Annotated in this window: 22 protein-coding genes and 1 riboswitch; of the genes, 7 read left to right on the top strand and 15 right to left on the bottom strand. The window is 53.3% G+C overall.

What is annotated here, in order from left to right:
* Positions 1-29 precede the first annotated feature (29 nt).
* The 4 genes from FH974_RS24560 to FH974_RS24545 all read right to left on the bottom strand — a co-directional run bounded on the left by FH974_RS24560 (position 30) and on the right by FH974_RS24545 (position 5,472).
* Positions 30-1,556, bottom strand: a complete 1,527-nt coding sequence (locus FH974_RS24560; protein ID WP_207103910.1) for an MFS transporter — start codon at positions 1,554-1,556, stop codon at positions 30-32.
* Positions 1,557-1,587: 31 nt separating this feature from the next.
* A complete protein-coding gene (locus FH974_RS24555; RefSeq protein ID WP_207104273.1) occupies positions 1,588-2,595 on the bottom strand; it encodes an HlyD family secretion protein in 1,008 nt (335 codons plus the stop codon).
* Positions 2,596-2,834: 239 nt separating this feature from the next.
* Positions 2,835-3,779, bottom strand: a complete 945-nt coding sequence (locus tag FH974_RS24550; RefSeq protein ID WP_047885057.1) for a LysR family transcriptional regulator — start codon at positions 3,777-3,779, stop codon at positions 2,835-2,837.
* A 103-nt stretch (positions 3,780-3,882) separates the two neighbouring features.
* Positions 3,883-5,472, bottom strand: coding sequence for an acyl CoA:acetate/3-ketoacid CoA transferase (locus FH974_RS24545; protein WP_207103909.1), 1,590 nt, complete (start codon positions 5,470-5,472; stop codon positions 3,883-3,885).
* A 316-nt stretch (positions 5,473-5,788) separates the two neighbouring features.
* On the opposite strand from FH974_RS24545, the gene FH974_RS24540 reads away from it, so the two are divergent.
* Positions 5,789-7,144: a GntP family permease gene (locus FH974_RS24540; protein WP_047885059.1), complete on the top strand. Its 1,356-nt coding sequence runs from the start codon at positions 5,789-5,791 to the stop codon at positions 7,142-7,144.
* Positions 7,145-7,291: 147 nt separating this feature from the next.
* Here FH974_RS24540 and FH974_RS24535 read toward each other — a convergent pair whose 3' ends face one another.
* From FH974_RS24535 to FH974_RS24500, 7 genes are all read right to left on the bottom strand, one after another.
* Entirely contained in the window at positions 7,292-7,708 is a 417-nt protein-coding gene (locus tag FH974_RS24535; protein WP_207103908.1) for a hypothetical protein, read from the bottom strand.
* A 302-nt stretch (positions 7,709-8,010) separates the two neighbouring features.
* Entirely contained in the window at positions 8,011-9,603 is a 1,593-nt protein-coding gene (locus tag FH974_RS24530) for a Na+/H+ antiporter NhaC family protein (protein ID WP_047885061.1), read from the bottom strand.
* 84 nt (positions 9,604-9,687) lie between these two features.
* Positions 9,688-9,857, bottom strand: a riboswitch (Lysine riboswitch).
* A 314-nt stretch (positions 9,858-10,171) separates the two neighbouring features.
* Positions 10,172-11,623, bottom strand: coding sequence for an aspartate kinase (locus tag FH974_RS24520; protein ID WP_207103907.1), 1,452 nt, complete (start codon positions 11,621-11,623; stop codon positions 10,172-10,174).
* Positions 11,624-11,689: 66 nt separating this feature from the next.
* Entirely contained in the window at positions 11,690-12,079 is a 390-nt protein-coding gene (locus tag FH974_RS24515; RefSeq protein ID WP_047885064.1) for an ectoine synthase, read from the bottom strand.
* 9 nt (positions 12,080-12,088) lie between these two features.
* Entirely contained in the window at positions 12,089-13,357 is a 1,269-nt protein-coding gene (gene ectB, locus FH974_RS24510) for a diaminobutyrate--2-oxoglutarate transaminase (RefSeq protein ID WP_047885065.1), read from the bottom strand.
* A gap of 23 nt (positions 13,358-13,380) precedes the next feature.
* Entirely contained in the window at positions 13,381-13,920 is a 540-nt protein-coding gene (gene ectA / locus FH974_RS24505) for a diaminobutyrate acetyltransferase (protein ID WP_242551929.1), read from the bottom strand.
* Positions 13,921-14,277: 357 nt separating this feature from the next.
* On the bottom strand, positions 14,278-15,438 hold the full coding sequence (locus tag FH974_RS24500) for an endonuclease/exonuclease/phosphatase family protein (RefSeq protein ID WP_207103906.1): 1,161 nt from the start codon (positions 15,436-15,438) through the stop codon (positions 14,278-14,280).
* A 738-nt stretch (positions 15,439-16,176) separates the two neighbouring features.
* On the opposite strand from FH974_RS24500, the gene FH974_RS24495 reads away from it, so the two are divergent.
* Both FH974_RS24495 and FH974_RS24490 read left to right on the top strand, forming a co-directional pair.
* Positions 16,177-16,914, top strand: a complete 738-nt coding sequence (locus FH974_RS24495; RefSeq protein ID WP_207103905.1) for a complement resistance protein TraT — start codon at positions 16,177-16,179, stop codon at positions 16,912-16,914.
* A 199-nt stretch (positions 16,915-17,113) separates the two neighbouring features.
* On the top strand, positions 17,114-17,533 hold the full coding sequence (locus tag FH974_RS24490) for a GNAT family N-acetyltransferase (protein WP_207103904.1): 420 nt from the start codon (positions 17,114-17,116) through the stop codon (positions 17,531-17,533).
* A gap of 11 nt (positions 17,534-17,544) precedes the next feature.
* Here the strand turns inward: FH974_RS24490 and FH974_RS24485 are convergent, their stop codons facing one another.
* From FH974_RS24485 to flgA, 4 genes are all read right to left on the bottom strand, one after another.
* Positions 17,545-18,627: a lytic transglycosylase domain-containing protein gene (locus tag FH974_RS24485; RefSeq protein ID WP_242551928.1), complete on the bottom strand. Its 1,083-nt coding sequence runs from the start codon at positions 18,625-18,627 to the stop codon at positions 17,545-17,547.
* On the bottom strand, positions 18,627-19,112 hold the full coding sequence (gene flgN / locus FH974_RS24480) for a flagellar export chaperone FlgN (protein ID WP_207103903.1): 486 nt from the start codon (positions 19,110-19,112) through the stop codon (positions 18,627-18,629). The genes FH974_RS24485 and flgN overlap by 1 nt, the downstream gene beginning before the upstream one ends.
* On the bottom strand, positions 19,105-19,386 hold the full coding sequence (gene flgM / locus FH974_RS24475) for a flagellar biosynthesis anti-sigma factor FlgM (protein WP_047885070.1): 282 nt from the start codon (positions 19,384-19,386) through the stop codon (positions 19,105-19,107). The genes flgN and flgM overlap by 8 nt, the downstream gene beginning before the upstream one ends.
* A gap of 191 nt (positions 19,387-19,577) precedes the next feature.
* Complete coding sequence (gene flgA, locus FH974_RS24470) at positions 19,578-20,474, bottom strand: flagellar basal body P-ring formation chaperone FlgA (protein ID WP_207103902.1); 897 nt, start codon at positions 20,472-20,474, stop codon at positions 19,578-19,580.
* A 60-nt stretch (positions 20,475-20,534) separates the two neighbouring features.
* Here flgA and flgB point away from each other — a divergent pair, with 60 nt between their 5' ends.
* The 4 genes from flgB to flgE are packed head-to-tail and all read left to right on the top strand — an operon-like array spanning position 20,535 to position 23,258.
* Entirely contained in the window at positions 20,535-20,897 is a 363-nt protein-coding gene (gene flgB, locus FH974_RS24465) for a flagellar basal body rod protein FlgB (RefSeq protein WP_047885071.1), read from the top strand.
* Between the two features lie 5 nt (positions 20,898-20,902).
* The gene (gene flgC / locus FH974_RS24460) at positions 20,903-21,340 is read left to right on the top strand and encodes a flagellar basal body rod protein FlgC (RefSeq protein ID WP_047885072.1); all 438 of its coding nucleotides are present in this window, start codon (positions 20,903-20,905) and stop codon (positions 21,338-21,340) included.
* Positions 21,337-22,020, top strand: coding sequence for a flagellar hook assembly protein FlgD (flgD, locus tag FH974_RS24455; RefSeq protein WP_207103901.1), 684 nt, complete (start codon positions 21,337-21,339; stop codon positions 22,018-22,020). Before flgC ends, flgD begins: the two co-directional genes overlap by 4 nt.
* 41 nt (positions 22,021-22,061) lie before the next feature.
* Complete coding sequence (flgE, locus tag FH974_RS24450) at positions 22,062-23,258, top strand: flagellar hook protein FlgE (protein WP_047885074.1); 1,197 nt, start codon at positions 22,062-22,064, stop codon at positions 23,256-23,258.
* Positions 23,259-23,266: the final 8 nt, after the last annotated feature.

Below are 23,266 nucleotides of genomic sequence, written 5' to 3'. Positions count from 1 at the left end.
CATTTTAGTCTTACAGTGGAAATGAATGTCTATTTTTGCTTTTTAACCATTTTCTTGCCAATCAGGATCACCGGCGCCATGAGCAATACAGCCAGCACAAAAAAGAGGAACGTGTTGTTGAGCGACAGGGTTGACACTTCCAGCTGTAAGGTCTGGCTGAGCTGACCGGCGTTTAACTGGCCGGAAGGCAAAAAGCCTTGGGTCAGAACGGCACGCTGTACGGCTTGAGTGTATTGCTCAATGGTCTGGCTGCCGTGATCCAGCGTCCGGGACAACTCGGTCATCGACTCTGAGCTGGTTACCTGCATGATTCGGGCGAAAATGGCAGAGCCAATCAGTCCCCCGAATGTCCTGCAAATGTAGAAGACACTTATCCCTTCCGGGCGTTGCTCTGGCTTAAAATGTGCCAGCATGGCGATGGTCACGGACACATTGAGCAGACCCACTCCCAGTCCCCGCAGACACAGGGGAAACAGCAGAGCCTCCGGGCCGACATAGCTCGGCAGATGGCTGAACATGACGATGGAAATGATCATCAAAACCACCCCGATAGGCGTGATCATGTCGCTGGGAAACCGATTCTGGTTGGCGGCCGCCACACTGATTAACATACCGACGCACATTGCCAGAAACGACGGCAGTTGGATCAGCCCGGCGTTTTCGTGGCTGTAGTGCATTACATGGCTGAGAAAGTTAGCCACCAGAGCCCCGCTGGCCGTGACAGCGAACCCCGCCAGAAACCCGTTATACATAAAGACGTTATTATGCAAATTGGTCAGCACTTTGTGATTGATGGTGTGACCGGTGCGCTGAGCCGCTTTCATCAGAGCCATTGCGCCCAGCGCCAGTACCGCCACCACCAGTGTGGCTTGCTGAAAGAAAGTATGATCAAACCAGTTGTAATAGCTACCGCGCATGAGGAGAAACACCGCGAGTGTTATGCCGCTGGCCATGATCAGATAGGGCAGGGCATGGGATTTTTTCGCGCTATCAAATGGCGCAACATCGGCGATAAAGTCGGCCTGAAAACGGGCAATCAGCAGTATGCCTGCGAGCAGATATGAAAGCAGCTGCCACTCAACCGTATCCGCCAGCCAGGACAACAGCCAAGGGTAAACACCCATAGGTAATAAGGTTGAACACAGCAGAATCAGCGCCGTGATGAGCGTCATTTCCCGGTAGTTACAGCCATCAAGTACCAGCAGGTTCACACTGACCATGATCAGGCTCGCACAGACGCCGAGCACCAGCCATACCCCGCCATGGATCCCCGGCATCTGAATGGTGTTTGCCAGCACCAGGTGCGACAGTGCTGCCAGCACTAATGTCTGGCACAGCACGCTGTTGGGCCGAAAACGGCGCATAATGAGCGGGGTAAACAGCAGAGTGACTATCTGGGCAATGGTAAATCCGATATTCAGATAGTTGATCTCATCGAGAGAAAGGCCATTACTGGCGGCCATATGGGTAGATATAGCCTTGAACATCGCCGAAGTCAGGCCGACTGGCAGCATTGCTGACAACGCCAGAACGGCCAGGGAAAGCGAACGCTTCATACACGTGATCCTATGGGGCTGACGAGAGGCATTACGGGGTGACTTTGATGCTGGCAATGGCCGACAGTCCCGGGTACACCCGGCCCTGTAAATGATCCGGCAGAGTCAGGTGAATTTTCACCGGCACTCGTTGCACCACTTTGACAAAGTTCCCGGTGGCGTTTTGCGGCGGCAGCAGGCTGAACTGGGCACCCGTTGCTGGGGTAACGGAATCCACCGTGCCGATAATTGGTGTATCCGGGAACATATCCAGGACGACTTCCACCGACTGACCCGCCGCCACATGGGTAAGCTGGGTTTCCTTAAAGTTGGCATCCAGCCAGACATTGTGGGGAACCAGGGTGACAACCCCCATCCCCGGTTGGACAAATTTCCCGGTCTGCACCTGACGGTTTGCCACAAAGCCATCCACCGGAGCCCTGACGATGGTGCGGTTAAGCGCAATGGTATTGAGCACCAGTTTCGATTCCGCCTGCTGAAGCTGGGCTTTGAGTTGTTCCCGCTCGGCAGACAGGGTGTCGAGCTGCTTCTTGCTGGCTTCCAGCGCGAGGTGGGCATTTTTCAGCGCCACATCGGCTTCAATGGCCTTGGTGTGTTGACTATCAAATGCAGTCTGGCTGATCGACGAAGAGCGAAGCAGCTTGCTGAATCGGGCGCGTTCGGAATGCTGCAGGTTGGCATTGGCCTTTGCACCCTGGATGGCGGCGCTCGCCTGCTCGATGCTGACCTGTTGCAGCCTGATGCGGGACTGGTTATTGGCCAATGCGGACTTGGCGACTTCAATGGCGGCATTGGCAATGTTCACATTGGCCAGATAGTCCTGATTGTCGATGGCAAACAGCGGCTCACCGGCTTTTACCCACTGGTTATCTGCGATATACAGCTCAACGACCCGTCCGTTGACTTCCGGTGAAACGACCGTGATATCGGCTTTTACGTAGGCGTTGTCGGTTGTGACATAGTCTTGCTCTGCCCAGTATTTCCAGCCCCCGAAGGACAAGGTAGCAAGGGCAGTAAGAGCTATGAGGGTTTTCTTCATCATCGTCGTGACTTCTTATGGCTGACTAATGTAGAAAATGTACTGATTGGTACGATAATGGGCGAGCGAAATAAGTGGAATGTTACTGACCAAAAAATGGAACGATCAGTCACGGTGAGCCTGATAAGCCGTTAAACAGGATGAGAACAAACAGGGTGAGAGCCGTGCGATGTGAAAAATAAAGCCGCGGTGAGTCGTCACCACGGCTGGAAGAATGCGGTGTGAAAACCGGTGTAGCGCTAGCGCTGTGCCATGATCTCTTCTGTACGTTGAATCAGGTAATCTTTAAACGCCTGACAACGGGCTGGCATCGGATGACGGGGGCGATAATAGAGGTTGATGTCAAACCGGCTGGCAACAAAATCGGTCAGCAGGACTTTCAGGCGGCCATCTGCCAGTGCTTCCCTTACTACCGAATGGGGCAGGTACGCCACGCCAGCTCCCCGGATGGCCATATCCCGCAGAATTTCGCTGTTGTCACATTCCATGGCATCGCTGATGGTGACAGGCCTGTTCACGCCATCAAGGCGGAAGTACCAGCGGTTGCCACCAACCAGCGTACTGGCATACAGACAGCGATGTTCGCGCAGGGCTTCCGGCTCGGTCGGGGTGCCGCAACGGGCCAGGTAGCTGGGAGCGGCACAGGCGTACAGTGGCTCACTCAGCAAAGGGCGGCGGATCAGCAGAGAGTCTTTTTCTTCGGTTTCGCGATTGGTGGCCTTCGCGCGAATCATAAAATCAACGCGCAGCGGGTCGGTTTCGCCGGCCTCAATAAACAGGCGGAAGTTAACCTGCGGGTGCATTTCCATGTATTCCGCGATAATTTCGCGCAGAAAGTACGCAGCATACAGGGGCGTGGAAGAGATGCTAATCACCCCGCGCTGCTCATCGGCCATGTGCTCGACTTCTGAGCAGATAGTATCAATTTCAGGGAGTAATGCCGAAAATCGGCGATAAAGCAGTTCCCCAGCATCGGTCGGGATCAGTTGGCGGGTGCTGCGTTTCACCAGTTCGACGGCCATCAGCGTTTCCAGCTCTTTGACCCAGCGACTGGCCGCTGCGGCGGAAATTCCCCAGGCGTCAGCCGCCTCACGAAATGAACCGTGCTGGATGACTGAGCAGAAAAAGACAATTTTATCCAGTTGTTGCTGGCGGGCGTTGATACCGACCGGGTGCTGAGACATAGGACATCCTTGTTGCAGTATTCTCCGGGGGTATGATGCCCGGAGAATAGGTGCAGACAACCAAGGCAGGGCTAAGTTGCAGTGGGCTTCACAGAGTTCCTGCTCAGCCTTTGGTCGAGCTCACAGCGGGTGTGAAGGAAAACTCAGGTTGAAAGATGTCAATCGGCATGGTTTTCAGGGCCGGATCAATCTGCGGGCGGAACGCCATTTGCGCCAGGATGTCACGTTCCAGATCGATGCCCGGGGCAATTTCCTCCAGCACCAGGCCGGTCGGATCCAGCCGGAAAACGGCCCGTTCCGTAATGTACCGGACCGGCTGGCCAGTTGCGATGGCCCGCTTGGCGGAGAAGGTGATTTGCTCAACCTCGGACACGAATTTGTGCAGCTTGCCTTCCTGCAACACTTTCAGCTTGCCATTAGCAACGTCAATGGCCAGTCCGCTGGCGGTGAATGTGCCGCAGAAGTAGAGCGATTTGGCATGCTGAGTGATGTTGATAAACCCGCCGCAGCCGGGCAGTTTGTCACCGAACCGCGAGACGTTGATGTCCCCGGTTTGCGCGCATTGGGCCAGACCGAGAAACGCCTGATCGATGCCTCCGCCGTCGTAGAAATCAAACATCTGATCCTGCGTAATGATGGCTTCCGGATGGTGGCTGGCCCCAAAGTCGAGTCCGCTGGCCGGTAATCCGCCGATCGCGCCGGGCTCGACCGTCAGCGTTAGGTGCTCCAACAGACCAATCTGACCGGCAACGGTGGCGATGTACTCCGGTACCCCGATTCCGAGGTTCAGCACGGCCCCCGGTTGTAATTCCATCGCGGCACGGCGGGCGATCAGGGTTTTAGGATCCAGTGTTGTTGCTCCCGCTGCCGTTGTAGAGCGGGGAGCGGCATGGCGGTAAGAGGGGCCGGTGACAAAGGCCGGGTTGAAGCCGGTGGCGAAAGTTTGCATGTGATCGCCTTCATCGTCGCACTTGACGATCGCATCGACAAAGATCCCCGGGATCTTGATGCTGTGCGGATCCAAGGTGCCAGCCGGAACAATATGTTTGACCTGAACGATCACTTTGCCGCCCTGATTACGTGCGGCTTGGGCTGCGGCCAGATTTTCAACCACCAGACACTCGTCTTCCATGGTGATATTGCCGTTTTCGTCAGCGGTAGTGCCGCGAAGGATGGCGATATCAACTGGCAGGCGCTGGTAGAACAGGTACTCTTCCCCGTGAAGATTGACCACATTGATCAGATCTTCCGTGGTCACCGCATTGATTTTTCCGCCTTCCAGACGGGGATCGACAAAAGTATCCAGACCCGTGGTGGTGAGTGTGCCCGGTTTACCGGCGGCAGTATCCCGCAGCAAATGGGAAATCACACCCTGAGGCAGGTTATACCCCTCGATTTCGTTGCTGAGTGCCATTTTCTGAAGTTCGGGTACCAGCCCCCAGTGTCCGCCAATGACCCGTTTCACCAATCCTGGCTTGGCCAGATGGTTGGCGGCACGCCCTGTTCCGTCTCCCTGACCAGCGGCAAAAATCAGCGTTAAGCCTTGTGGGCTGGCCGTATGGCGGTAGCGCTCGCCCAGTGCTTTAACAAGCATTTCCGGCACCACGGAGCCAATGAATCCTCCCAGCATCACAGCGTGTCCGTTCTCAACCCAGGCGGCCGCCTGCTCGGCGGTAAGTTGGCTGACTGGCATTCGTACTTCCTTTTCACGATTAAGTTGTCAAAAAAGTGTATGAAGTGTTTCATGCCGAATTAATATCCACAGATGAAATTGTTATTTTCATATCTGTCGGTTAACCGTCATGCGAAATAAATAACTGACTGATAATAAATGGTTTTTATGTCTTTTGCCTGTTCGTAATCTGCCAGGGAATAGGGCAATACCTTGACTGGGATCCCAGTTTGGGTCCGTCCGGCGCTGAGACGGAAAAAAGCGGTATTTTCAATCATGGCTGCTCGGTCTAGCATGTTAATGACCTGTTACACATGACGTGACCCGGAGAAAAAATATGGATGTTGCTGTAATTTTACTCACCCTGGTGGGCCTGATGTACTTTGCCTACCGTGGTGTGTCTGTTCTGGTTCTTGCCCCGATTCTGGCAATGGCGGCGGCGTTGTTAACCAGTGATTTCCCTTCCCTCTACGCACTTTCAAACGTGTTCATGCCTGCGGCGGCGAACTACATTAAACTTTATTTCCCTGTATTTATTGCCGGTGCCATTTTCGGCAAGTTGATGGGAGCCTCAGGTGCGGCACGTACTCTGTCGGCATTCATCATTAAAAATCTGGGGCCACGCCACGCGATTTTGTCTGTTGTGCTGGCGACAGCCCTGCTGACATACGGTGGGGTGTCACTGTTTGTGGTGGTGTTTGCCATGTATCCCATTGGGGCGGAAACTTTCCGCGCGGCAGGCATTCCGAAGCGTCTGCTGCCTGCAGCTATCACGCTGGGGGCGTTTACCTTTACCATGACGGCATTGCCGGGAACTCCGCAGTACCTGAACACTATGCCGACCATTCCATTTGGCACTACGATTTATGCTGCGCCGGTACTGGGCTTGCTGGCGGCGACCATGATGCTGGTGCTTGGCACGCTCTGGATCAAAATGCGTGCGCGTAAAGCAATGGCTGCCGGTGAAGGCTATGGGGAAGAGTCGGATGCTGAATCTGCGGGTAAGGAATCGGATCCTGCGCCGGGGGTGATCATGGCGCTGGTACCAATTGTGCTGGTGTTTATCATCAACTTCCTGCTGACGAATGTGTATTTCAAGTCACCGGAAGTGGTCGATAACTACAAGGCGCTGGAGGTGAACATTAACGGCACTTGGCCGGTGATTCTGGCTTTGGGCGTGGCGATCGTCTTTATGCTGGCGGCATTTCGTCAGTATCTGTTTGAGCCAAACAAGCAGGTGTTTGATGGTTCTGTGGGTTCGTTGCTGCCGATTTTTAACACGGCTTCGGAAGTCGGTTACGGGGCGGTGATTACTGCGCTGTCAGCCTTCGTGGTAGTGAAAGCCGGGATTGCGGCGATTGATATTCCGGATCTGTTTAAGGTGGCGATTACCTCAACCAGCCTGGCGGGGATCATCGGCTCATCGTCCGGCGGTACCGGGATGGTGCTGGCCATGCTGGGTAATGACTTCATGAGCATGGGCATTAACCCTGAAGTGCTGCACCGTGTGGTGCTGTTGGCGGCGGGTGGCCTTGATACGTTGCCTCACTGTGGCGCGGTCATTACGCTGCTGGCGGTCTGCCGTCTGACGCACCGCCAAAGCTACGGGGATATTGCTGTGGTGACCATGGCGATTCCACTGCTGGCTGCCTTTACGGTGATAGTGGTACACCTGACGACCGGGCTTGTGTAGCGAGCCTCTGTAATCAATTGATGTACAAGTGATTTTAGCCTAGTTACTTACGCTTATTCACTTAAGCGTAGCCACAAAACCTGGCTGCTATTCTCACACTGAAACGCCCCTGCGCTTACCGCGATATGCGGTCTGCTGACAGGGGCGTTATTCTTGCTGGCAGGGCTGCACGTAAATCGCGTCTGTCGGAAAGCGGCCATCCCGGCTGGGATGCTGGCTGTGCAACCGGCATAAGTCGTGATGGATACTGATCGCCTGCACCCGAAAATTCTCGGTGTGCCACTGACCATCTTCCCGGATACGAATTTGCAAATTTTCGCCGTTACTGACGTGTTCGGGCAGACGAATGTCATAGGTATCGCTGAATGCCAGCAGCCAGTAATCGTCCATGGTTACCAGGCGACCTGTCCCCGGTGTTGTGACCGCACTGACATAATCCAGTTTCTGGGCAGCATGCACCGGAAACACTGCGGAAAACACACTCATCCCGACCGCAATCATAGCGCCCCGCAGCGCCCTGAATCTTGCCATCGCTGGGATAGGTCTTGCGATGCTACCGCTCATAGACACCTACCTCTCATAGACACCTACTACTCATTGATACCTACCGCTCATAGACACCGACTATGAATAGGTACCTAGCTGTCATAACAACTCATCACGAAGTGACGGTGATAGATTTAACTATAGTGCGGCCCTGTGGCTAGCCCGGACAAGAAAAGAGACACCGCTGATGCATGAAAGCCACAACAAAAATGCCAACACAAAAAAGCCACGCAAAAAAGCGATGACAGCAAAGCGAATAGAAAAAAGCCTCCGGCACTTGAACGTGCGGAGGCTTTGCATGAAGAGGGCGGATTTACCGGTTAAGCTTCAGACGATGCCAGACTGAGCTCGGGGTCGCTCTGACGACGGCGAAGGGCAAACAGGCAGAAGGCCACAAACCAGACACTGCTGGCGGCGACACCCAGCCAGGACGAATGGGTAAAGCCCATGACCAGATAGCCGAGCAGTGCACCGAACGCGACTGAACCGGCATAAGGTAGCTGAGTGAGCACGTGGTCCATATGGTGACAACCGGCACCCGTTGCCGACAGGATACTGGTGCTGGAAATCGGTGAGCTGTGATCGCCAAAAACTGCGCCAGCCAGTACGGCGGACAGCATCGGCAGTAACATGGTGATGTCACTGGCTGCCGCAATGTCACCGGCCAGCGGCAGCATGATGCCAAATGTTCCCCAGCTGGTGCCGGTGGCAAACGCCATGACACATGACAGCAGGAAGACGACGGCTGGCAACAGTTCTACCGGCAGACTGCCCTGTGACAGTGACGCGAGGTAAACGCCGGTTTGCATGTCGCGTACTACGGTGCCGATTGTCCAGGCAAACAGCAGAATAATGATCGCAGGCATCATGGCTGAGATCCCTTGCGGCGCGGCTTTCAACCAGATTTTTGCCGACAGTTTCAGGCGCAATGCCAGACCCATCGAGACCACCAGGCTGCAGATTGCACCGTATACCAGCGACAGGCCAACGTTGGTATTTTCAAACGCGCCGATCAGGCTGAAGGCTTGTCCTTTATCGGACAACACATCCGCACCGGACTGAACCATGAAAAAGACGGTTGCAGCGGTCAAGGTCAGGATCGGCAACACCATATCAATCATCCCGCCCTGAGCGGTTTCTGGTGTTTCCATATCCAGACCCGGCGGACGGCCTTTACTGTGATCCCACAGCTGACCTTGCTGGGCGCGGGCTTCATGCTTTCGCATCGGCCCGATATCCAGCTGGAATGCAATAACACAAATCACCATCAGCAGGGTAAAGACCGCGTACAGATTCATCGGCATCATTTCGACAAAGGCGGCGATCGGGCTTTGGTCCGTTAGCTGGTGGGCCGCCAGAATACCGCCGACCAGTGCGATAATGTAGGCACCCCAGGAGGAAATCGGCATCAGGACGCACACTGGTGCGGCGGTTGAATCCAGCAGGTAGGCCAGCTTGGCGCGTGAAATCTGAAACCGGTCGGTCACTGGTCGGCAGATAGCGCCAACAGACAGGCTGTGAAAGAAATCATCAATGAAGAAGATGAAAACCATCAGCCCGGTCAGGGACTTGGCACTACGGCGATCCTTGCACCGTACGGCTGCCCAGTCGGCAAAGGCCTGAGTGGCACCGGACACACTCATCAGACTGATCAGTGCACCGAGCAACAACATGAAAATCAGCATGTTGACGTTATCGTGGTTTAGGGCACCGCCGCTCCAGAAGATAGCCACTATTTTCTGATACAGGTAGTTCAGGGTCTGGGACAGGGAAAATTGGTTCAGCATCAGGGCACCGGCAACGATACCTGCACCCAGTGACAGCAGTACCTGTCGGGTGACGACAGCCAGCAACACCGCCAGCAAGGGGGGAAGCACGGACCAGGCAGAATCCGCAAAAGGAACAAGGTTCATGATCTCATTTCACCTACAACTTAAAGGTGGAGATCTACCAAAAGGACATGTAACGAAATCGACAACCAAGGCATGACGTGTTACCCCTTAGGTAGCGCTCCATAGGAAAAACTATGGCAGTGCTGCGCCTGTTCGACGCAGCCCCAGCGGCTGAGTTTGATGACTCAGTCACTTCGGCGCTGACTCCTTTCCCCGGCTTCATCGGTATCACCCTCTGCTCGGTTACTGATAGGCAGCGCGCCTCTACTGATTTAGGGTTGCTGCGAGCAGACACGGGTCTGCCCACAGCAAATGTTATTATATACGGCTATTTAGCGATGTCAGCATACAATTCACTTTCAATGACTATTAATTCAGCACTATGAATTGCTTTCGATCAAGGAACTGTTGAACAAAGCGCTGTGGCGGAAAAAACGCCGGCTGACAGAGCGGTGAATTCTCAAACCTCAATCCAGCACAGCGAAGCGACTGACCGTTTAGAGACAACACCGCCGGGGCAAAAGTCCCGGCAGTTGGTTGATTAGTTGGTTGATTGATATGCTGATTGATTGATATGCCGTTAGTAGTATCAGGCAACGTGGGCCGATTGGCAATCAACCAGGGAGTCCGGCTGGGTGTGCGTCTCTGCAGGCAGGGCGAAGAACTGCTCATGCAGCGTGCAAATGGCACTCTGGTAGTCATTGTCATCGACCACAAACTGCACGTTGACGTTACGTACCGATGAGTGGGCGGCAATCGGAAAACATTCTGCCTGCATCAGCGCTTGCATTCCCCGCCGCAGTGCCTCATTGGTGTTTATGTTGGCCCCGATGGCAGAAATCATTGCGACCAGTCGCCCGGTAATGGCGGCCTTCGGATACCGTTTCTCCGCCTTATATAACACCTGATTAAGGTTATCGGCACCACCGGTCAGGTAGTAGGTGATTGAGTTGGCGTTCATCTCTTTGCCAATCAGGTTGACGCTCGACTCACGAATCAGTTGCATGATGTCGTAACCGACATTATCAACGTGACCTACCATCGCCTGATCAAACAGATGCAGCGCAAATACTTTGTCACGCCCGGCAATGATTTCAACCCGATCCTGCGAGGGAGTAAAGGCATTTGAAATCAGCGTCCCCGTGTGCTCTGGCTCAAAGGTGTTTTTGATTTTCAACTCGATATTGTTCTGGCGAAGTCCGGAAGCGGCATTGGGGTGGATCGCTTCCATCCCCAGATTCGCGAGCTGATCGGCCACATCGTAGTTTGTTTCCCCCATAGGCAGAACCGACTCTGGCCCCACGATGCGCGGATCTGCGCTGCTGAGGTGATATTCCTTATGGATGATGGCCTGCCGCGCGCCGGTCAGCACCGCGATGCGGCTGAAGGTCATCTCGCTGTAACCGCGGTCGTACGTTTTCATCAGTCCTTCGTCACAATAGGCGTATCCGGTGACGATAGGCAGTTCCTGGCTCAGGTCGATATCGGCAAACGCCTGACGAATGACGTCATCCAGATCACCGGTGTACTGATTGTTCCAGCTGGACAGGTCAACAAAGCGCGCATTGATACCCAGCGTTTTCAGCTTCAGGGCGGTATTGAAGGCGCTGTGCGCCTCACCGAAGGAGGAGAGAAACTCTCTGACCTGAGGCAGATAGTGGCGCAACGTGAACTGGCCGAATTCGCACATTTCCAGGATGTTGGTGATGCACTGTTTTGCATCCTGAACCCGGGCGCGGATAAATTTATCTGCCCGAAGACGGTTCACCGGATCGGCAAACAGGTTGTCGTTGATCAGCAGCAGGCGCTGCTCCAGATCGTTCATGGCCTGGCGCCAGTCCGGTGAACGTTTGGCGATCAGCTGGTAGATGCCCGGCTTGCCGGTGCGTTTACATTCCAGCAGATCATTGGTGATCCCGGCATAGGCCGAAACCACGAATACTCGGTTGTAGCGCTGCGAGGGACGCAAAATAATATTGTCGAGCACAGCATCGAACGCTGACATCGACGTGCCACCGATTTTTTCTACGGTGTGAGACATAGTTCATCCTTTTGGTTACGGTCACAGCGTGACTGTCAAAGTGAAGGTGTCTGTGTCGTTGGAATCTCAGGTTTCTTCCATTAGTGGATACACGCCGTTTTGGTCGTGAGTCTCCTGACCGGTCAACGGCGGATTAAACACGCAAGCCATGGTCATATCGCCGCCATAGGCACGTAAAAAATGTTCATCGTGCTGATCCAGGATATAGAGCGTACCGGGTTTGATTGGGTAGGTTTTACCCCCAACGACCTCTATTTCGCCTTCCCCGGACATGCAGAACACAGACTCCAGATGGTTCTGGTAGTGAATGTGGGTTTCGGTATCGGCATAAATCGTGGTGATGTGGAAAGAAAAGCCCATGTTGTCATCTTTCAGGAGCATACGGACGCTTTCCCAGTTTTCTGCGACCACGCGGCGCTTAGTCTGACGACAGTTTTCCAGTGTTCTTACGATCATCATTTTTCCTTATGAGGCTTTTTTAATGAAGTTGGCTGCTGTTGTTGCCACGGCTTGTTCAAACAGCGCGATCCCTTTGGCCATATCGTGTTCGGTAATGGTTAGGGGACAGAAGAATTTAATGACTTCGTCGTCCGGGCCAGCGGTTTCGATCACTAAGCCCTGTTCAAAACAAGCGCGTGCGATCTTACCGGCGATCTCTCCGTCCCGACAGGCGATGCCTGTCATCAGTCCGCGGCCTTTTAGCTCGCTGAAATAAGCCGGGTATTGAGGCACTAACTGCTGGAGAGCGTCTGTCAGCTGTGCCGAACGGGCCTGGATATGCTGTTCAAACTGATCGTCCTGCCAGTAAATTTCAATGGCTTTCGAGGCGGTGACAAAGGCATGGTTGTTTCCGCGAAACGTCCCGTTGTGCTCACCGGGCTGCCATTTATCCAGCTCGGGTTTGAGCAGAACGACGGCCATCGGCAGGCCATAGCCGCTGATGGATTTTGACAGGGTGACGATGTCAGGTTTGATTCCGGCTGGTTCAAAGCTGAAAAATGTACCGGTGCGCCCACAGCCCGCCTGAATATCATCGACAATCAGTAAGATATCGTGCTGATGACACATTGCCTCCAGACGCTGTAGCCATTCATCAGAAGCAGCGTTCAGTCCGCCTTCCCCTTGAACCACTTCCAGAATCACGGCGGCAGGTTTGTCCAGGCCGCTGGAATGATCGTTCAACATGGCTTCAAAAAGCGTCAGGCCATCAACGCCATCGGCATAATGTTCATACGGCAGGCGGGTCACGTTCTGTAATGGCTGTGCCGCACCTTGGCGGTGGTGCTGGTTACCCGTTGCAGCCAGTGCACCAACTGATACCCCGTGGAAGCCGTTAGTAAAGGCTACGACGTTCTGGCGACCGGTTACTTTGCGTGCCAGCTTTAAGGCGGCTTCAACCGCATTGGTACCGGTCGGCCCGGTGAACTGCAGCTTGTAGTCGAGATCCCGCGGACTGAGGATCAAATCTTTAAAGCGGGCAATGAATTCAGCCTTGGCCGTGGAATGCATATCCAGTCCGTGCGTCAGGCCGTCCTGGCTGATGTAATCAAGCAGCGCCTGCTTCATGACCGGGTTATTGTGGCCATAATTAAGAGCTCCGGCGCCCGCCAGGAAGTCAAGGTAGGCATTTCCTTGTTCTGTGTATAACCAGCTGCCCTTGGCATGCTGGAACATGACCGGAAAATTGCGTGCATAGCACTGTACGTTTGACTCATGACTTTGAAAAATTGTCATTCTTTAACCTTTTGGGTTGAGAGTTAGCTAGATTTGAGCTCGATCCTGAACAGGTATTCGCTGTCATGATGACCATCGAAATGAGCGTGTTTATCGAGAAACGTCGTCACGTCACCGTGACGTCCGTGATGCTGATTGAATTTGTGAAACAGCGCCCACGAGCCCCTGTTGTCGTCAGTGATGGTGGTTTCGATATAGCGGATACCGGCATTTTCTGGACGGTCGAGTAAAGCTTCCAGCATTCGGAAGCCGACACCGCATCCTCGTGCTTTCGGGCTGACGGCCACTTGCCAGATAAACAAGGTGTCCCGGCGATTTGGCGGTTGATACGCCGAAGTAAACGCAACGATGTTTTCATTTTTCTCGACAACGACGCAGGTATCACGAAAGTGCTCTGCCTGCAGGAAGTTGCAATAAGAGGAATTGGTATCCAGCGGTGGGCATGACGCGATGAGTTCGTGTACCTCAAGCCCGTCTTCCTTGCTGGGTTTACGAAAAGTCAGCGCGTCCTGCTTATTCGCTGTGGTATGCGGGTTCATTACCCAGGGTGCCATCGTAATCATTGGTCGCCACATTTGTTTAGAGTTCTAATTAATTTGTTTTTATCATACGGCGTTAAAAATTTGTTTCAACCCTAAATGTTTTCTGGTTTGTGTTTGATGTTGTTATCTGTATGATTTTATTGGTTTAATTTGTTTGTTTTAATTTTTAATGACAATTTTATTGATTTTTATTCTTTGTTTTTGTTTATTTCTCTAATTTATTTTGGGTGAGAGGTTGCGTCAGCACGAGATGCTGTTGATGAGGAAACGGCGGTTTAAGCTGTTGTTCTTGAGGTGGTTCTCGAGGTTGTTTTCGAGGTTGTTTTAGAGGTTGTAGTCGAGGCCTCTATCGGTGAAAACCGACTCAGAAAGTTGGCGTTAGGGACGATTTAATGCATTAAGCCGGATAGTGATTTGCACCGGGCAGTGATCGGACAACTGGTAGTCAGGTAACCAGTGCGCTTCGGGTACGACTTCGCGAAATGAGTCTGGCTGCATGAGTAAATCGGCGCGTCTATCAAGCACGATATGGTCAATAAAATGGGGGAAAGTGCGGGTAACCCAGCGCTTTTTGTTGCGATCATAAAATCGGCTGGGACATTGGCTGTGGGACGGATAACCGGCACGGTTGAGTGCCAATTCAGCAGGCTGACCATCATTAAGTTGCTGCCAGAATCGATCGTTTTCTGCACTCAGGCGGCGGTTGAAATCCCCCAGAATGATAAAAGGAACCGGTTCTCTGGCCCGCTCTTCTGCCCATTGTTCAAGGATCTGCTGTTGGCGGAACAGTTGGTGACAGGCTTTCCGGTCCGCCTTCTTTTGTGGCTTACCCTGTTTATTTGGGGTCTTCTTCTGGCTGAATGAACAACCACTTTTCAGATGCACTGCCAGAAGCCGAAGCACCGGCTTACCGCCCTCCATCAGGGAAATGTCCACGCCATAGCGGAGTGAATGGCGCCCATGCAGATCCAGCGCGGTTAAATCTGGGTGACGCTGAAAGTCCAATCCTTTGCGCAAGGCAAAACCGACAAACTGCGGCCAGGGACGATGCCTGTTTGAAGCTCCCGATATTGCCTGACGATCAGAAAAAACATAGTGGAAACGCCCCTCGCCCAGTAGCTTATCCAGGGCTTTGGAATCCGCCACTTCCTGAAAAGCCAGCACATCGGTGTTTAGTTTTTCAGCCCAGGCTGCCAGGACACGAAAATCTGCGGCATGGCGGGTCGGGAGAGTGCGACGGGGAAGATCAGGGTAGATTTTCCGCAGTTCAGCGGGGGGCAGGCTGCTTAACCATTGCAAATTCCAGCTGGCAACCCGGATGTGGGGTATTTGAAAACGGGCAATCGGGTTGTCATATGAATAGCCATCTGCCTGTGAATGGTCATTTGCCTGCCATTGCTCGCCGTGTCGCACTGAATTTTCTTTGGTATCTGCTGTGTTGGTTTCAGCTACGTTGGCTTCTGTTGCGTTGGCCCCTGATGCGTGCGCCGCCGTCAGTGTGGTGCCCGTTGCCCAAATTACAGCCCCAAAAACACTCATCCACAGCACTGTTTTACCGGGGGCAGCTCTCCAAGAAACGGCTCTCCATGGCACTACTCTCAATGGTAAGGCTCTCCATGGCAATAGTTTCCATGACAGCGTACTCCAACGAATAGCTTTCCAAAGTACAGCGTTCCAAAAGAAAGCGCACCAGGAAAAGCTGAGCAAAGCAGCAAGTAAGGAAGCCGGTAACTGTGCTGTGAATGCGAATGAATTCATGGCCGGCGAAAACCTGAAGGCTGCCACTGTGCTCGAAGCGAGGCTCCAGGAGACTCGAACCCACATCCTTCTCATCCCTCTTCGGGCTCGTTGCGAATGCCGTTTCACCGTGCGGCAAATCTGTGAGTATGACACAGTAGATTGCAGACAATGGGGGGGAACTGGCAAGGAACGGCTCCAAAATTTACGGGATCTGAGAGGTATGCTTGCACTATATCGTGAGTCGCTACCAGCCCAGTTCGTAACGCACTGTTAGGCCTGAGGGATGGTTCGCAGCCTTTTGAACAGGGGGAATTTTGTTACAGCGCTGTCTGCTGCGGCCATCAAACTACCCAGATGTGAGTGTTTCTGTTGCGGGGTTTGCTGTTGCATCGATCTTGGTCAAAAAGGTGTTCTTGTATTTATGTTGCTGATTAACAAAAAACTTTCAGTTGATCACTATCGGTAAGCACCTTTTTGCTCTATCATGTGCTACTTATTTCATATGTTGAGTCTTAACAGCAAGGGATTATTCCGAGAATGAAGGCAAGTAAGGCAAAGTTAGTGGCAGTGGTATTGGCGTCAACAATGGTTTTATCCGGTTGCTCTGCGGTATCAACGGCGGTGAAAAAACGTAATCTGGAAGTGCAGACGCAAATGTCAGATACCATCTGGCTGGATCCTGTTTCCGCGGATAAGAAAACCATTTATGTTCAGATCCGTAATACCACGGATAAACAAATTGATATCTCGGACGCTTTGCAACACAGGTTGGTGGCGAAAGGCTACCGGGTTGTGAATGATCCGGCGACTGCGCATTACTGGCTTCAGTCTAACATCCTCAAGCTCGATAAAATGGATTTACGTGAAGCGAATGGCTTTCTGACCAACGGCTATGGTTCCGCGCTGGCGGGTGGCACACTGGGTATGTTGGCAGTCGCATCGCGTTCATCCAGCGGAAACAGCATTGCTGCGGGAGGCCTGATTGGTGCGGCCATTGGTATCGCGGCTGATGCCTTGGTGGAGGATGTCAACTACGCCATGATCACCGATATTCAGATTGTGGAGAAAACTAACCTGAAGGTGAACACCACGCAGACGGCAGATGTGAAAAATGGCTCATCCAGCCACACCACCAGCAATACGACGCTGACTGAAAATAAAAAGCGTTACAACACCCGTATTGTATCAACGGCCAATCAAGTAAACCTGGACTTTGAAGAGGCCAAACCGGTACTGGTCGATGGTCTGGCAACCTCGATATCCGGTGTGTTCTGATGCCATGCTGACCGCCTCTCCGGAGGCGGTTTTTTTCGCGATACTTTCAGCGTATTGTCATACCTGCTTGCTATCCTGACCCATTTTAAGGGCTCCCTGAGGTGAACGCTGAGGACTCACCGTAATTCGGTATCAGGCTTGTACGTTTTCCTCTGTGGGTATCCTTTACGGAAACAGACAATAAGCGAGATGGTTGAAGATGGAAGTGATATTGGTTTCAAACCAGGAAGAAGTGGCAGCCGTGGCGCCGGTTATTCAGCAATTGCGTCCTCAGTATGAGCTGAATGAACTTATCGGTCTGCTGATACAGCAGATGAAGTCGGGGTATCAGTTGGCATACGTGATGCGCGACGGTAACGTGCTGTCGGTGGCAGGTTTTGTGACCGGGCAGAAGTTATCCTGTGGTCAGTATCTTTACATCGACGATTTTGTTACTGACGAGGCGCATCGTTCAGAGGGCGCGGGCCAGTATCTGATGGATTGGTTTAAGGACTATGCCGAAGTGAATCATATTGATGAAATTCATCTTGATTCCGGTGTCCAGCGTTTTGCGGCGCATAAGTTTTATCTGACCGAGGGATTTGCGATCAGTAGCCATCATTTTTGCTATCGCTGCTGAGGCCGTACGGACTAAGCGTCAGGTGATACCACCGGTATCAGCGGGGAGATCGGCTTCATGTTGATCACTGTGCGTTTGGCAAACAGGGTCGTTAAGATCTGGGTATCCTGGGTTTCTTCTGCATTTCGGGTTTCATGAGCGTCAACGTTATTCCGCTGTGGAGCCAAGAGCCCGGCGATAGGGTGTGATGAATATGGGCGATGCGTTGACAGTTCTGCCACATCCACCAGCTGTAACAAGGCGTGGAATTTATGCACGTAGTTGACCGTTTCTGCCGGTAACCTAAGCTGGCTGAATCGCTGTTTGTCACTGCTTTGCGCCCGGCTGACCCTGCCTTCACCGGCATTGTATGCTGCCAGGGTGAGGTTCAGATCCTGATGGAATTTCCGGTACAGAAAAGTCAGGTAGTCCAGCGCCGCTTGGGTGCTGTGGCTAACGTCAAACCTGTCATCCCGCTCTGGGGTAACGCTCAGGCCAAAACGTTTGGCGGTGGCTGGCATTAGTTGCCATAACCCGGCTGCTTTGGCAGGTGAAACTGCCAGCGGATTGAATGTGGACTCCAGCATAGGTAATAACACCAGCTGTCGGGGCAACTGCCGCTTGTCCAGCTCTCGATAAATCATCTCGATCGTGTGCCGCTGACGCATCAGATGACGCTGAATCCGCTGTTGGTGCGGGGTAAGGCGCGCATGTTGTGCTTTGACCTGTTGCTTGAATTCCTCAGACTCTGCCGGAAAACGCAGACGGCCCGTGTTTTGGGGTGAACGCTGTCCTAAAAACGCAGGTTGTGATGGGGAAAATAGTGGCCGGGTTGCCCAGTCCATCGCCGGGATAGCGGTTTGTGCCTCGGCATATAGCGGTGCGGCGGACACCGGCATCAGGAGCAGACTTGCCAGCAATGGCAGTAAGCGCCGCTTTAAGCGGAAATGACTTAAGCGGAATTGACGATGTTGGGGTGCGGTAAGGGTGCCAATAACCCCTGCGGTTGCCGCATGGGTTGCGGCATAGTTTGTCGCACGGGTTGTTGCATGAATTGCTGGAGCGGTAATGCCTTGAGCTATCATGTTCGAAGGCGGCGATGAGGCAAACGACATCACATCTGCATCAGCTGGTCACGGGCATAGTGGCGCTGTGAGCCCTGACTGATTTCGGCTAACAGTTCCCCGAACGAAGCGGACAATTGCCCGTTGTGCTGATTGAGTTGCCGACAGGCCACAATGACGGACTCAAGACGTTGCCATTGCTGCTGCATTTTTTCCCGTAACGCCGGTGGCAGAGCCTGAAACAGGCTGCGAATACCTTGCGGAGTGGCTGGCAGTCCCAATTGCCGCAGTTGCACTGTTCGTTGTGTTGAACGTTGTGCTAAGACGGCAAGCAGTGGCTGCTGGCGCTGCATCATTCGTTGCATGGCTTCGCCATCGAAATTCAGATAACTGGCCTGCAGTGCCTGTAAAATCTGCTGCAGTTCGTTATATTGCTGAATGTCTTGCTGAATTCCCTTCAGAAGCTGCATGACAAGCTGTTGTCTGACCGCGGTGGTTTGCGCGGCTGATTTACCGGATTCCACTGTCTTACTCATGGCCCGTGTGGAATTGCATAATGGCCCCAGACAGCGCCTGAATATCCAGTTCCAGCTCACCCCGTGCCAGTGCGTCTTTCACTGCCGCGACTTTGTCCATATCAATACTGGGTAGCTGCTTCAGTTGCTCCTGCATGTTGGCCATGCGTTGGGTATCAACCTGAACGCCAGGCTCCGGACGCGGCTGACTGCTTGCCGTGGTTGAAGTGCGACGCGAAGAATGGTCAAACTGCGTTTGGGTAATAGCGCTGCCAGCCACTTTATCAATTTTCATCCTGAGTTCCTGTTGCTGATGGAGTCTGATTAAGATAGGCGGCGAAAAATCGGATTAATTAAATCTTTCAGGGCATGCTGTTGCGGGCCAACCGCCGAGGTGGAATTGATCCTTTTGCTGAGCGTATCTTATCAGCTAACAGCGTCAGGTCTCGCATTAGGTCTCTTAGAGAGCAACGTCAGAGACAGGGGTCAAAAAACGGTTTCTACTTTGCCGTAGTCGGTTACGCGAACCTTAATCACTTTCTCTGACCGGGAATTTTTAACCTCAATCTGCTCATTTTTGCCCCCGTCTTCCAGTGCAATTCCCCGGGTACTGGCCTGCATTCCGTCTTTCCTTGCGGTGATCAGCACTTCATCTCCGGTTTCAACCAGCCAGCGCTGTTGCAGCGAAGCGGGACGGATCACCTGTCCACTGCGAATACGGCGTTCGGTGCGTTTGCCCGTTACGCTTGGAATCTGTGTGGCGAAATCAGTCGCTCGGTTAAAGCGCATCACCTGCATTTTCAGCATATCGGCTGCCAGTTTGGTTCCCCGGTTGAGGGCGGTTCGGGCGACCACAACCGGTAACTGCACTTCAACTTTGACAGTGGTATTTATTCGCCAAGGGTACGTGCCGCCGTCACAACGTACCTGACGTTTAAGATTCCCCACTGGCTGGTTGTTGAGGTCGCTGGCCGCAATGGTTAACGGCACCGGGCATACCGGCAGGTGCTGCACGGCCGCGGGAACCGTGATTGCTATGTCGGTCTGCACGTTCTGCCAATGGTGCTGCCGGGCATAGGCATCGACCTCTGCCTGCATTTCCTGCCTGACAAAATCTGCCAGCGCCTGCTCGGTCATGGTCTGTGCTGCAATAGCCTGCTCAGTTTTCGTCTGCTCGCTTTCAGTTTGCTCGATTTCAGTTTTCTTAGATAGAGCCTGCCCGGTAATAGCGCTGAAAGCGGGCGGATGGCTTATCCCCAGCAGGGCACTGCCGAACAGGGCGGAAAGAAAGCAAATACGAGATTGACGGCGCTTCCGTCCAGCTTCCGTTGGGCGGAAGTTCCGCTTCCGTGTCGCATTGTAAAGTATTGATAAATAAATCATAAAAAGATGGCATGTATCTTGATTAATGCTTCGTGGACCAGCCAGACCTGAGGAATTTCAATGGCGATCAGTTTTGACAGTGCGCTCGGTGTTCACCCGGATGCGCTTAATTTCAGGGTACAACGCACCAAGGTGTTGGCCAGTAACTTAGCAAATGTTGACACCCCTGGATACCTTGCGAAAGACCTGCGCTTTGAAACCGTTATGCGCAATACCGTGCCGGGGAAAGTGGATAAGCCGGTACCGGACTTCAAAATCTCTTCGCTGTATGCCATGCCGTACCAGAACAGCAAAGACGGCAATACCGTTGAGTTGGGGGTTGAGCAGGCGAAGTTTACTCAGAACAACATGGATTTTCAGACCAGTCTGACTTTTATGAACATGAAATTCAGCGGGTTAGCCAAAGCCATAGAGGGACGTTAATCACTATGTCATTTACCGATATCTACTCGATTGCCGGTTCGGCCATGAATGCTCAGACCGTTCGTCTGAACACCGTTGCCAGTAACCTGGCTAACGCCGATGCCGTGTCTGCTAACCCGGAGGATGCCTACAAGGCACTGAAGCCGGTTTTTGCCACCGTGTACAGCAACACGCAACTGGCTTCCGGTGAAAACGCGTATCCGAATGCGGAAGTGCGGATTGTGGACGTTGTGCAAAGTCGCGGCGACGCCGAGAAACGCTATGAGCCGGGCAACCCGCTCGCTAACCGGGAAGGGTATGTTTATTACCCGGACATTGATGTGGTGGCTGAAATGGCCGACATGATGTCCGCAACCCGCAGCTTTGAAACCAATGTTGAAGTGCTGAGCAATGTGAAAAGCATGCAGCAGGGGCTTCTGCGACTTGGGGAGGGTGGCCGATGAGTCTGGCGCAATTTACCGCCCTGACTGCGGATTCACCGGTATCGGCGACAGCCGGTCAGGAAAGATCGGTCACGGCCAACCCTGCTGACCGAAACAGTGCGACCTCGCTGCAGAACGAGTTCATCACCCTGATGGTGGCGCAGGTGCAGAATCAGGACCCGTTAAATCCACTGGATGGCACGGAATATGTCAGCCAGCTGGCGCAGTTTTCTCAGGTGCAGAGTACCGAGAACATGGCGCAGGTGATGCAAAACAGCATGGTACTGCTCGATAACATGCAGGTGCTTTCTACTGCTGGTCTGGTTGGGCAAACCGTGTTTGTGAACACCAACGAAGTGGAGCTGGGCAGCGGCCCGCAACACGGCAAGCTGGAACTGGCGCATGCCTCGAACATGGTCACGCTGACGATCACCGATGAGTACGGTCAGGAGACCTCTTTGCCGTTAGGGGCGCACGGTCAGGGGGATGTGGATTTTGCCATTGATCCGCAAGCTCTGGGGCTGAAGCCGGGTAAGTACACCGTATCGGTGAATGTTGATAAGGGCCAGGGGCAGCCGGTCATGCTGATGGCCGGTGAAGTCTCTCAGGTGCGGGTGCCCAGTAACGGCGGCGCGACGCTGGTCAATGTTGCCGGGGTCGGCAGTGTTCCTTTCTACCTGATTAGTCAGTTTGGTGCTTAACCAGACATTACTTAATAAGACAGTACTAAAAAGAGTCACTCATGAGTTTTGATATTGCATTAAGTGGTCTGGATGCCACAAACACACAGCTGAACACCATCAGTAATAACATTGCTAACGTGTCAACGTCCGGCTTCAAGGAATCCCGTACTGAGTTTTCTGCCGTGTATAACGGTATGCAGCCAAGTGGGGTTGAAGTGGCCGCGATTTCCCAGAACTTTTCCAAAAATGGCCCGGTTAACGGCACTGGGCGTGCGTTGGATCTGGCGATTAATGGCAGCGGCTTTTTCGTGACGAAAGATCACATGGGGCAGCTTCTCTATACCCGTTCCGGGATTTTCGGGACGGATCGGAACAACAACATTGTGACCAATGGCGGTATGAAACTGCAGGGTTACTCCGTGGACAATAACAACACCCTGCAAACGGGTGCCGTCACTGATCTGAAAATCAAAACCTCATCCCTGGCGGCCAAAGCAACGGACAGTGTGGACTTTGTGGCGAACTTTGACGCCCGCGCGACCGTGATTGATACGGCGCAGAATCCGTTCTCTCCGACCGATACCGACTCATTCAGTTCGTCATACACCACCAAGGTATACGACTCGCTGGGTAACCCGCATACCGTGACCCAGTATTTCACCAAAACCGGGGATAACACCTGGCAAGTCAATGTGCAGGTAGACGGCGCTGATCAGCCAGCCAAAACCCAGCAAGTGACCTTTAACACTGACGGTACGCTGGCGGCACCAACCAAGCCATTTACCGTATCGCTGACACCGGGCGGTGCCAACCCGATGGACGTCGCAATTAATCTCGAGGGCAGCACTCAGTTTGGGGCGGATTTTGGCGTGAGCACCAACTCACCGAACGGCCATGCCTCCGGTGAATTGGCCGGTGTGCGGGTCGAAGATAACGGCATGGTGTTCGCGACGTACACCAATGGTCAGTCCCAGTTGCAGGGACAGGTGATTCTGGCGGATTTTGCCAACCCGCAGGGACTGGTGAAAGCAGGGAACACCTCCTGGATGCAAAGTTACAGCTCAGGTGCGCCGATTAACGGTAATCCGGGGGCCGGGACTTTAGGCAGCCTGACCTCCGGTGCGCTGGAAGGGTCTAACGTGGATCTGACCAGTGAACTGGTGAGCCTGATGACCGCCCAGCGTAATTATCAGGCAAACGCAAAAACTATCTCGACCTCCGATAAGCTGACCCAGGCCCTGTTCAACGCGGTTTAAGCCTGAAA

The organism is Photobacterium ganghwense (assembly GCF_017329545.1).
In the GTDB taxonomy this organism is placed as follows: Bacteria; Pseudomonadota; Gammaproteobacteria; order Enterobacterales; family Vibrionaceae; genus Photobacterium; species Photobacterium ganghwense.
This window is presented reverse-complemented; position numbering and strand designations above follow the sequence as displayed.

What these genes read in the sequence shown, in the direction of transcription:
- FH974_RS24560 (WP_207103910.1), bottom strand. Translation starts at nt 1,556, where the DNA reads ATGAAGCGTTCGCTTTCCCTGGCCGTTCTGGCGTTGTCAGCAATGCTG.
- FH974_RS24555 (WP_207104273.1), bottom strand. Translation starts at nt 2,595, where the DNA reads ATGAAGAAAACCCTCATAGCTCTTACTGCCCTTGCTACCTTGTCCTTC.
- FH974_RS24550 (WP_047885057.1), bottom strand. Translation starts at nt 3,779, where the DNA reads ATGTCTCAGCACCCGGTCGGTATCAACGCCCGCCAGCAACAACTGGAT.
- FH974_RS24545 (WP_207103909.1), bottom strand. Translation starts at nt 5,472, where the DNA reads ATGCCAGTCAGCCAACTTACCGCCGAGCAGGCGGCCGCCTGGGTTGAG.
- FH974_RS24540 (WP_047885059.1), top strand. Translation starts at nt 5,789, where the DNA reads ATGGATGTTGCTGTAATTTTACTCACCCTGGTGGGCCTGATGTACTTT.
- FH974_RS24535 (WP_207103908.1), bottom strand. Translation starts at nt 7,708, where the DNA reads ATGAGCGGTAGCATCGCAAGACCTATCCCAGCGATGGCAAGATTCAGG.
- FH974_RS24530 (WP_047885061.1), bottom strand. Translation starts at nt 9,603, where the DNA reads ATGAACCTTGTTCCTTTTGCGGATTCTGCCTGGTCCGTGCTTCCCCCC.
- FH974_RS24520 (WP_207103907.1), bottom strand. Translation starts at nt 11,623, where the DNA reads ATGTCTCACACCGTAGAAAAAATCGGTGGCACGTCGATGTCAGCGTTC.
- FH974_RS24515 (WP_047885064.1), bottom strand. Translation starts at nt 12,079, where the DNA reads ATGATCGTAAGAACACTGGAAAACTGTCGTCAGACTAAGCGCCGCGTG.
- ectB (WP_047885065.1), bottom strand. Translation starts at nt 13,357, where the DNA reads ATGACAATTTTTCAAAGTCATGAGTCAAACGTACAGTGCTATGCACGC.
- ectA (WP_242551929.1), bottom strand. Translation starts at nt 13,920, where the DNA reads ATGATTACGATGGCACCCTGGGTAATGAACCCGCATACCACAGCGAAT.
- FH974_RS24500 (WP_207103906.1), bottom strand. Translation starts at nt 15,438, where the DNA reads ATGAGTGTTTTTGGGGCTGTAATTTGGGCAACGGGCACCACACTGACG.
- FH974_RS24495 (WP_207103905.1), top strand. Translation starts at nt 16,177, where the DNA reads ATGAAGGCAAGTAAGGCAAAGTTAGTGGCAGTGGTATTGGCGTCAACA.
- FH974_RS24490 (WP_207103904.1), top strand. Translation starts at nt 17,114, where the DNA reads ATGGAAGTGATATTGGTTTCAAACCAGGAAGAAGTGGCAGCCGTGGCG.
- FH974_RS24485 (WP_242551928.1), bottom strand. Translation starts at nt 18,627, where the DNA reads ATGTCGTTTGCCTCATCGCCGCCTTCGAACATGATAGCTCAAGGCATT.
- flgN (WP_207103903.1), bottom strand. Translation starts at nt 19,112, where the DNA reads ATGAGTAAGACAGTGGAATCCGGTAAATCAGCCGCGCAAACCACCGCG.
- flgM (WP_047885070.1), bottom strand. Translation starts at nt 19,386, where the DNA reads ATGAAAATTGATAAAGTGGCTGGCAGCGCTATTACCCAAACGCAGTTT.
- flgA (WP_207103902.1), bottom strand. Translation starts at nt 20,474, where the DNA reads ATGATTTATTTATCAATACTTTACAATGCGACACGGAAGCGGAACTTC.
- flgB (WP_047885071.1), top strand. Translation starts at nt 20,535, where the DNA reads ATGGCGATCAGTTTTGACAGTGCGCTCGGTGTTCACCCGGATGCGCTT.
- flgC (WP_047885072.1), top strand. Translation starts at nt 20,903, where the DNA reads ATGTCATTTACCGATATCTACTCGATTGCCGGTTCGGCCATGAATGCT.
- flgD (WP_207103901.1), top strand. Translation starts at nt 21,337, where the DNA reads ATGAGTCTGGCGCAATTTACCGCCCTGACTGCGGATTCACCGGTATCG.
- flgE (WP_047885074.1), top strand. Translation starts at nt 22,062, where the DNA reads ATGAGTTTTGATATTGCATTAAGTGGTCTGGATGCCACAAACACACAG.